Origin of the sequence: Terriglobus sp. YAF25, from assembly GCF_052113305.1 — a bacterium.
Taxonomy (GTDB): domain Bacteria; phylum Acidobacteriota; class Terriglobia; order Terriglobales; family Acidobacteriaceae; genus Terriglobus.
Map to the genome: position 1 here is coordinate 1 of NZ_JBFRCY010000107.1, position 8,234 is coordinate 8,234.

Consider the following 8,234-nt stretch of genomic DNA (forward strand, 5'->3'; position numbering starts at 1 on the left):
TCGCCGCCCGCGTCATCGCCGCCACTCTCGCTGACATGCACTCTGCCATCACCGGGGCCATCGGCGCCCTGAAGGGTCCTCTGCACGGCGGAGCCAACGAGGCGACCATGCGCCTGCTCTATGCCATCGACAAGGCCGGCGCAGATCCCGTCCAGTACGTCAAAGACATGCTCGCGCGCAAGGAGAAGATCTCCGGCTTCGGTCACCGCGTCTACAAGACCGAAGATCCCCGCGCCACCCATCTGCGCAAAATGAGCGAGGAGCTCTCCAAGTCCACCGGCAGCAAGTGGTACGGCATGTCTCGCGAGATCGAGCTCTTCATTAAGAACGAGAAGAAGCTCAACGCCAACGTCGACTTCTACTCCGCTTCCACCTACACCATGCTGGGCATCGATATCGATCTGTTCACGCCGATCTTTGCCATCTCCCGCATCTCCGGATGGGCCGCGCATGTTATTGAGCAACATGACGATAACCGCCTGATCCGGYCGCGTGCCGACTACATCGGGCCGGAATATCCCGCGACTTATATACCGATTGACCAGCGGTAACCGTCATCGGACCGGAGTATCGAGCGCTCACACCGATCAAACAGCGCTAAAGCATTTCCCTGTCGGTGTAGCGTGGGGCTTCCGCATCTAGGGGCGTTTCCGAGATGAAGGCGCCTCTGCCCCTCTTCCGGGATACCCAGTAACAGGGAAAATGTTCTAACCAGACGGAGAAAATCTCCTCCGCGATTTTCGTTGCCATTCGCCGCAGCCCCGGCGTAGCCTTCCTCTAGGTCCCCCTGGAGTGTCTCTTTGYACGTCGTTCGAACGATTGCGGGTCTTTGCCTGTTGCCCATCTGGCTTGTCTCTGCCGCAGGCGCCCAGAGCCAATCGGCGCAGGTCCCTGCCTCAACGGCTGTCAGCTCTTCGGTCACTGATTCCCGCTCTACGGCAGACGACGCTCTTGATGATGCAGTCGCCGCTGAACTGGCGATGGCGGTCGCCCGGGAAGGCTATGATCCGGAGCGGTTTCAACCCCAGGATCGCAACGTTCTGAGCTTCAGCCTCATCTCCTCCTCGATCCATAACTCTGTCCTCGGATGGACCCAGATGACGACCCCGGTCGTGGCATATCGCTTCAATCGTCACTGGTCGGTAGACCTTTCGGTTCCGGCGTTCTTCAGCATCCACAGCTACGTCGCCAGCACAGCCCCCACCAGCTCCACTACGACCTACAAACTGGAGACGCTGCGTCACCTCGTTGGAGACACCTCGCTCGCGACGCGTTACACCACCGACTTCGGCCGCGCGTTCACCTATACAGGTTCGGCTACCATGTCACTTCCTACGGGAGCCGACAGCTACGGCCTCGGCAATGGTCAGGTCACGTACAACTTGAACCACCGGGTGGACTACAGTGCCCATTGGGTCGCTCCCTTTGTCGAGACCGGCATCGGCGACACTTCCAGTCTGATCGATCGCGAGATTCAGCGGACCTACACTACCATCGGCCACATTGCCCACTTCCAGGCCGGCTCTCAGTTTCTTTTGCCGTTCCGCAGTGCCTTCACGGCCTCGGCCTACGAAAATCTCCCGATCGGCGACCAGAAGATCTACCGTCCCGTGCGGGTGAATCATGCATGGGTAGAGCGCGCAGTTGGTGTCAGTCTCGCAGAAGATAATGGCGTTGATACCATCCTCGAGATTCCCTTGAATCGCAATGTCATCGTCTCCGGCTTCTACAGTCGCAGCGTGAGGCTGAAGTACGACACCACCGGCGTATCTGTGACGGTCTCCATGCGCAATCCGTTCAAGCACAGTTCCTACTAGCCCCCTCAACGACCCATACTCTGGGTGCCCCATGTCCCTCGGGGACATGGGCATTGGAGCGAAGCTCGAATCCCTTAAGCAAAGAGGGCACGGCGGTCGCCGTGCCCTCTTCACATACCTCTCGACAATTTACTTATTCGCTGGATTCGCCGGTGGACGTCCGCTGCTTGCCGGAGGAGCTACGCCAACCATACGCGCCCACACGACCATCTGGCCGTACTCGTCACGAATATGGCTCACGCCACCCGCAAGGCTGATCAATTTCGTGGACGCCGCACCGCGGCCCGCTCCCTCAAAGGCATTGGCAGCCGTAATCGAAGCAGCAGCCTTATGGCCGTATTCCAGCGACTCCTTCGCCGCCTTCACGATGGCATCCTTCTCGGTCAGCTTGCCGATCGTGGCAACCTTCTCCGGATCGGGCTTTTCGCCCAGCACCGGAGCCCAGTAGAAGTAGTTTGCCTGGATGGTATGCGTCACCAGCTGAGCAAACGTCCGTACTCCTTTGAAATCAACTGACTCGGGTGACTTGAAGAGGCTGGACGAGGGGGCAAAACTGTACTTGTCCGCGGGCATGGCTTCGATCAGGCTGATGAAATCCTTCTCCGCACCGGAGACCATGAAGTCCGCCGCCTTCGCCGGTTCTACAGGGCCTTGAGGTGCGGGCGGTGGCGCCTGCCCGAACATGGTTGAGGAACACAACGCAGCCAATGCGATTGCAAGAATCTTACTTTTCATTGCCTCTCCTTTTAGGTGTAGCGCGCAATCAGCCTAGCACCCGTATGGAAGGGCGTCATCTCTTAGAATGGAGTGATGCGCCGGATTTATCTGGATGCCAACGCGACCACGCAAGTGCTGCCGGAAGTACTCGAGGCCATGCTCCCCTTCTACACGCAGCGCTTTGGCAATGCCTCGTCGATCCATCAACCGGGGCAGCAGGCCCGGGCTGCGGTGGAACACGCGCGAGCGTCCGTGGCGGCACTGCTGCACTGCCGCCCGGCGGAGGTGGTCTTCACCAGCGGAGGAACGGAGAGCGACAACCTTGCTCTCTTTGGTGCGCTGCAGCCCGCCAGTGAGATCGCGCGCGGCGACCATCTGATCACCAGCGCCGTCGAACACCATGCCATCCTGAACGCTGCCGAAGAGCTGGAACGGCGCGGCGTTGAGCTCACCGTCCTTCGCCCTGACCGCGCCGGGATCATCTCCCCTGAGAGCCTGCGCTCCGCCATGCGGCAGAATACGCGCCTGGTCTCCATCATGCTGGCGAACAACGAGACTGGTGTCGTCCAACCGATCAAAGAGCTCGCGGCCATCGCTCACGAAGGTGGGGCGCTCTTCCACACCGATGCCGTCCAGGCTGCCGGCAAGCTTGAGATCGATGCCAAAGATCTCGGCGTCGACCTGCTCTCCATCTCCGGGCATAAGATGTACGCTCCCCAGGGAACAGGCGCGCTGTATGTGCGGCGAGGCCTCCACCTGCGCCCGTTGCTTTACGGCGGAAGCCATGAGCGCCAGCGTCGCGCCGGGACAGAAAACCTGCCAGGAATCGTTGGGCTGGGACGAGCCGCTGAATTTGCACAGGAATATCTTCAAACGGGAGGCCCCCGGCAGCTCGCAAGTCTGCGCGACCGGCTTGAAGCAGGCATTCTCTCCGGGGTTCCACAGACTGAGATCAATGGGGAAGGTGCGGACCGGGTCGCCAATACGACCAACCTCTACTTCGCCCATCTTGAGGCCGAAGCCCTGGTCATCGCTCTCGATCTAAAGGGCGTCGCCGTAAGCGGCGGCTCTGCCTGCCAGTCCGGCGCCACCGACCCCTCGCATGTCCTTCTGGCGATGGGACTTTCCCCCGAACGTTCGCGCGCCAGCATCCGCTTCTCACTCTCGCGGACGACCACCGAAGACGAGATCGATGCCGTTCTGGCAACCATCCCTGAGGTCGTCTCCCGTCTTCGCGCACTCTCTCCGGCATGGAAGTTGGCTGTCACGGTCTAGCGTATCGACCAATTCGTTATTAGGAATTTGAGGTATTCCTAACCCACCCTCACGGAGCGAGGTGGGTCGATGGCTATACCGCCTAACTCACCACGGACCCGCTTCACCACAAATTTCCTCGAAAATGGGCGAAAATAGAGAAGTATGAGTCAGCAGGAGACCATCGCCGTCGCCATGTCTGGAGGAGTTGATTCCTCCACTGTCGCGGCGATGCTGTGCGCCGAAGGGCACACCGTCATCGGCCTTACCCTGCAGTTATGGAACCAGCGCCGCCTCTCAGGGCATGAAGGTATGCCGGAGGCTGTTCAGGGCCGCTGCTGTTCGATCGATGATGTCTACGACGCTCGTCGTGTGGCCGAGCAGATTGGTATCCCGTACTACGTCGTCAACCAGGAGGCGCGCTTCGAGCGCGATGTGGTGCAGCCCTTCGTCCGCGAGTATCTGCATGGACGCACGCCTATTCCCTGCACCCTGTGCAACAACCACCTGAAGTTCGACCAGTTGCTTCTCACCGCCCGCTCCATCGGCGCCGAGCGTATTGCCACCGGTCATTACGCGCGGAACGAGTACGATCCGGCGCGTGATCGCTGGATTCTCAAGCGGCCTGCGGATAAGGCCAAGGATCAGACCTACTTCCTCTTCGGCCTTACCCAGGAGCAGCTCTCGCGCACGCTCTTCCCCCTGGGCCACATGACGAAGCCCGAAGTCCGTGAGCTCGCGGAAGGTTATTCCCTCGCTCTCGCAAAGAAGCCGGACTCGCAGGAGATCTGCTTCATCCCCGGCGGCGACTACAAGCTCTTTATGGAAGCCTATCTGGAAGAGCAGGAGCAGCCCCTTCCTGATACTTCAGGGGAGTTGATCACCAGCACCGGRGAGGTTGTCGGCGCGCACGAGGGCGTACATCACTTCACCGTCGGCCAGCGCAAGGGCATCCAGCAGCGGCTGAAGGGGCATCAGCCGAATCCGTTCTACGTTCTGCAGATCGACCCAAACTCACACCGCGTCACCGTCGGCACGGAAGAGGAACTGCTGACACGCGCCATGCGTGTAGGCGATTTGAACTGGATCTCCATCGCCTCACTCGGAGAGCCGATGCGTGTGCAGGCAAAGATCCGCCATCGCCACGAACCCGCATGGGCGACTCTGCAGAGAGTTAGCGATGACGAAGTGGAAGCCATCTTCGACGAACCGCAGCGCGCCGTCACTCCAGGCCAGGCCGCAGTCTTCTATCAGGAAGACGAAGTCATAGGTGGCGGCTGGATTCGCTGATGTAGCGCTCCAACGGGAGCCGTGTGCTTCAGAGGGTGCTGCTCCCACCATACTGTCGGCCATACTCTAGGCCTTGCTGGTACGATCCTAATCTTCGGTATCGCCCACGCCCGTCGCAACCGACGCGGCAGCATCTCTCCACGTCTTGGCGCGGCCGATCAACGTCTCTAATCCCGCCTTGATCCCATGAATCACACCGGAGATATGACGTACCGGCACCATAACGGCATGGTGCACCTCAGCGGTTACGCGACCGGCGGTATTGAGCGTATCGGTCATCGCAGTATCAACGCGAACTACCTGGGCGCGTGCACGTGTGGCAGCCTCGGAGACAACGATGTCCAACTCGTGCGCCTTGTCGCGCAGAATGTTTGTCGTCTCCACCAGATTGTCGGTAATCCGGTCCACCTTCGGCGCTGTCTTCTCCACGGCGCGCGTGACGCTATCCATGATCGGGGAGGCCTTTGCCTGCAGCTCCTGCGCGATTGCAAGTATTTGCTTCTGCGTCTTGGCAGCGCCTATCGCCATAGTGGCCAGCACAACGAGCTGCAACACGACCGCAACGGAAACCACCGCGATGAAGGTGATGAGCAGGTTGGAATGATCCTGTGCCAGTTGACTTTGCCAAAGGATGGCTGCTGTAAGCATGGGTAGGCCGCGCTTTCTTTCCGGAAATAGTAACAGGGCTCCGCGTCGAGACGCGGAGCCCCATTCAAGCTGAGTTTACGCTGAGTGCTCGCTGGAAGGGTCTTCCACAGCAGTCCTGCTATAAGCCTCTTTCCCAGCCTCTACGGCTGCGGACACCTTGTCCTGCTGCTCGTGCAGAAAATCCTTCCCTTTTTCTACATACTCGGTCCACTGGCTGCGTCCGCGCTCATAGTACTGGCGGCTGCGGTCAACGTATTCATCCAACTGTTCCTTACCGCGCTCCACATATTGATTGGCCTTGTCGCGGGCTTCCTTGGCGGAGAGCACCAGCTCCTCACGCGTTTCTTTCCCGGACTTTGGAGCGTACAGCACACCAATCAGCGCGCCGATGCCAAGTCCTGCAAGAAACCAGCCAATTCCGTTCGAGCCATTGTCATTCTCTGCCATTTGTTTCCCTCTTTCCTGAGCGAGATTGGTGTATATAACCTTCGAATTGCGGAGAATCGGATGGTAGCAAATCCCCTTCCGGGCGGCAAACCTCGCCTGTCATCGCGCACAAAACCGCTGCTTAATGAGGATGCTACTCGCGCGAGCCAGGTTTACCCAGAACATTCCCTTTCTTATGACAGAAACATCGGAGATAAACTTGACGTCTAAGATGAGTGACGACACACACTCCCCCGGAGCTCGCCGGGAAATCGCAGATCAGGACGCACATCCCGCGTAAGGAGAGGGATTTCCATGAATCTTGAACATATGCACAACACTCTTCGCACCACCGGCCTGGCGCTTGCTCTGGCCCTCGCTGTAACTGGATGCAAGAAGGCCGATGCTCCGGCCCCTCCGGATGACAACGGCCTGGCCTCCTCCATCCAGAGCAAGATCACCTCGGACTCAGCTCTGAGCGCGGAACAGATTCAGGTAGGCGTCTCGGGCGGCGTTGCCACGCTGAGCGGAAATGTCAGCAATGCGGCGGCCAAAACACTGGCCTCCAACGACGCGGCAGCGATTCCCGGCGTCAAGACCGTCATCAACAACCTGAACGTCCAGGCTCCGACTGCGGCCCCGGCCCCTGTTGCTGCCGCTCCCGAGCCCACTCCAATACGGCCCGAGCGTGAGAAGAGGCCCAAGCCCGTCATCGTCGAGCGTCAGCCGGCTCCGGCCCCAGCTCCTGCACCAGCCCCTGTAAGACAAGCCGCGGCCCCTGTTGTTCAGGCTCCTCCGCCACCGCCGCCGGCGCCCACGACAAAGAATGTGACGGTGGCTGCCGGAACTTTCCTCCCGGTACGTATCACGCAGGGTCTGGACTCCGCGACCACACAGACGGGTGACTCCTTCACGGGCGTCATCTCCAACGACATCATCGTCGATGGATGGGTTGCTCTTCGTCAGGGAACCCCGGTCAGCGGGCGCGTTGTGGAAGCGAAAGATGCTGCCCACTTCAAGGGAAGCTCGCTGCTCTCCATTGAGTTGACCAGCATCTCCCGCCGCGGTGAGCGCATCGCGGTCTCCACCGAAGCCTTCAGTAAGGAAGGTGCCGGACGCGGTAAGAACACCGCCACCAAGGCTGGTGTCGGCGCAGCCGCTGGAGCCATTCTGGGCGGTATCTTCGGCGGCGGTAAGGGCGCTGCCATCGGCGCAGCCGCCGGCGGCGCAAGCGGCGCGGGCATCAACGCTGTCACCAGAGGTGAGCAGGTACAGATCCCCACCGAGTCGCTCATCCGCTTCCGCCTGACCAATGCGTTCACGGTGCAGGCAACACCCGCGGGAGCGTCGAACAACGATGACTCTACACGTCACCCGATGCAATAAACGGTTCTAAGACGTTTCAATAAAAGGGCTCCGGATTCCTTCGTGGATCCGGAGCTTTTTTCATGTCGGCGTTTGTCGGCGACCGCGCAGGTTACAACGCCGCTTCATCAACCTGCGTCTACTCAAACAACCACGAAGGTGCGATTTTCGTGTAGTAGACTCGGAGCAACGCTGCCCCGGAGGGATGCGTCGTTCCTTCCCGAGATACAAACGAACCACCTGCAATCAAGACTGTACGAGGTCTACCGCCTTGGCATCGACGAAGAAGCCTGCAGGATTTCTGACATTTACGCTGCACTCTCATCTACCTTACGTGGTCAACCACGGTACATGGCCACATGGTATGGAGTGGTTACATGAGGCAACGGCCGAAACTTATCTCCCGCTGTTGCGCGTCCTTGGACGTCTTGAAAAAGACGGGTTAGCACTCAAGGCGAATATTAATCTTTCGCCAATCCTTCTGGAGCAGCTCGCGCATCCCGTCTTCCGGGCTGAGTTCCCGAAGTATCTCGATCGCAAGATCACCGCCGCTACGGAAGACGAAGCCTTCTTCATTCAGGGCGGCGAAACGCACTTCGCGGAAACCGCCCGCTTCTGGCACGCGTTCTTCCAGGAAGCACTGGATGACTTCAACGCCCTCGAAGGCGACATCATCAAGGGCTTCCGCCACTTCAACGACAAAGGTCTCATTGAGAT

At 59.6% G+C, this 8,234-nt stretch carries 8 protein-coding genes and 1 pseudogene; 6 read left to right on the plus strand and 3 right to left on the minus strand.

The window, feature by feature from the left end:
• On the plus strand, window positions 1-551 hold a 551-nt coding region (locus AB4043_RS06240; RefSeq protein WP_442306684.1), incomplete at its 5' end, for a citrate/2-methylcitrate synthase.
• Between the two features lie 249 nt (window positions 552-800).
• Window positions 801-1,817: a hypothetical protein gene (locus AB4043_RS06245; protein WP_442306685.1), complete on the plus strand. Its 1,017-nt coding sequence runs from the start codon at window positions 801-803 to the stop codon at window positions 1,815-1,817.
• A gap of 129 nt (window positions 1,818-1,946) precedes the next feature.
• Here AB4043_RS06245 and AB4043_RS06250 read toward each other — a convergent pair whose 3' ends face one another.
• Complete coding sequence (locus AB4043_RS06250; RefSeq protein ID WP_442301068.1) at window positions 1,947-2,552, minus strand: DinB family protein; 606 nt, start codon at window positions 2,550-2,552, stop codon at window positions 1,947-1,949.
• Between the two features lie 75 nt (window positions 2,553-2,627).
• Between AB4043_RS06250 and AB4043_RS06255 the strand changes: the two genes are divergently transcribed.
• Both AB4043_RS06255 and mnmA read left to right on the plus strand, forming a co-directional pair.
• Window positions 2,628-3,809 carry a cysteine desulfurase family protein gene (locus AB4043_RS06255; RefSeq protein WP_442301069.1) on the plus strand — a complete coding sequence of 394 codons (1,182 nt, stop codon included), beginning with the start codon at window positions 2,628-2,630 and terminating at the stop codon, window positions 3,807-3,809.
• A gap of 144 nt (window positions 3,810-3,953) precedes the next feature.
• The gene (gene mnmA, locus AB4043_RS06260; protein WP_442301070.1) at window positions 3,954-5,078 is read left to right on the plus strand and encodes a tRNA 2-thiouridine(34) synthase MnmA; all 1,125 of its coding nucleotides are present in this window, start codon (window positions 3,954-3,956) and stop codon (window positions 5,076-5,078) included.
• An 87-nt stretch (window positions 5,079-5,165) separates the two neighbouring features.
• Here the strand turns inward: mnmA and AB4043_RS06265 are convergent, their stop codons facing one another.
• Complete coding sequence (locus tag AB4043_RS06265) at window positions 5,166-5,726, minus strand: hypothetical protein (RefSeq protein WP_442301071.1); 561 nt, start codon at window positions 5,724-5,726, stop codon at window positions 5,166-5,168.
• A gap of 75 nt (window positions 5,727-5,801) precedes the next feature.
• Complete coding sequence (locus AB4043_RS06270; RefSeq protein WP_442301072.1) at window positions 5,802-6,173, minus strand: YtxH domain-containing protein; 372 nt, start codon at window positions 6,171-6,173, stop codon at window positions 5,802-5,804.
• Between the two features lie 294 nt (window positions 6,174-6,467).
• Between AB4043_RS06270 and AB4043_RS06275 the strand changes: the two genes are divergently transcribed.
• Window positions 6,468-7,538 carry a BON domain-containing protein gene (locus AB4043_RS06275; RefSeq protein ID WP_442301073.1) on the plus strand — a complete coding sequence of 357 codons (1,071 nt, stop codon included), beginning with the start codon at window positions 6,468-6,470 and terminating at the stop codon, window positions 7,536-7,538.
• 250 nt (window positions 7,539-7,788) lie between these two features.
• Window positions 7,789-8,234, plus strand: a pseudogene (locus AB4043_RS06280) (DUF1957 domain-containing protein); the annotation flags it as partial.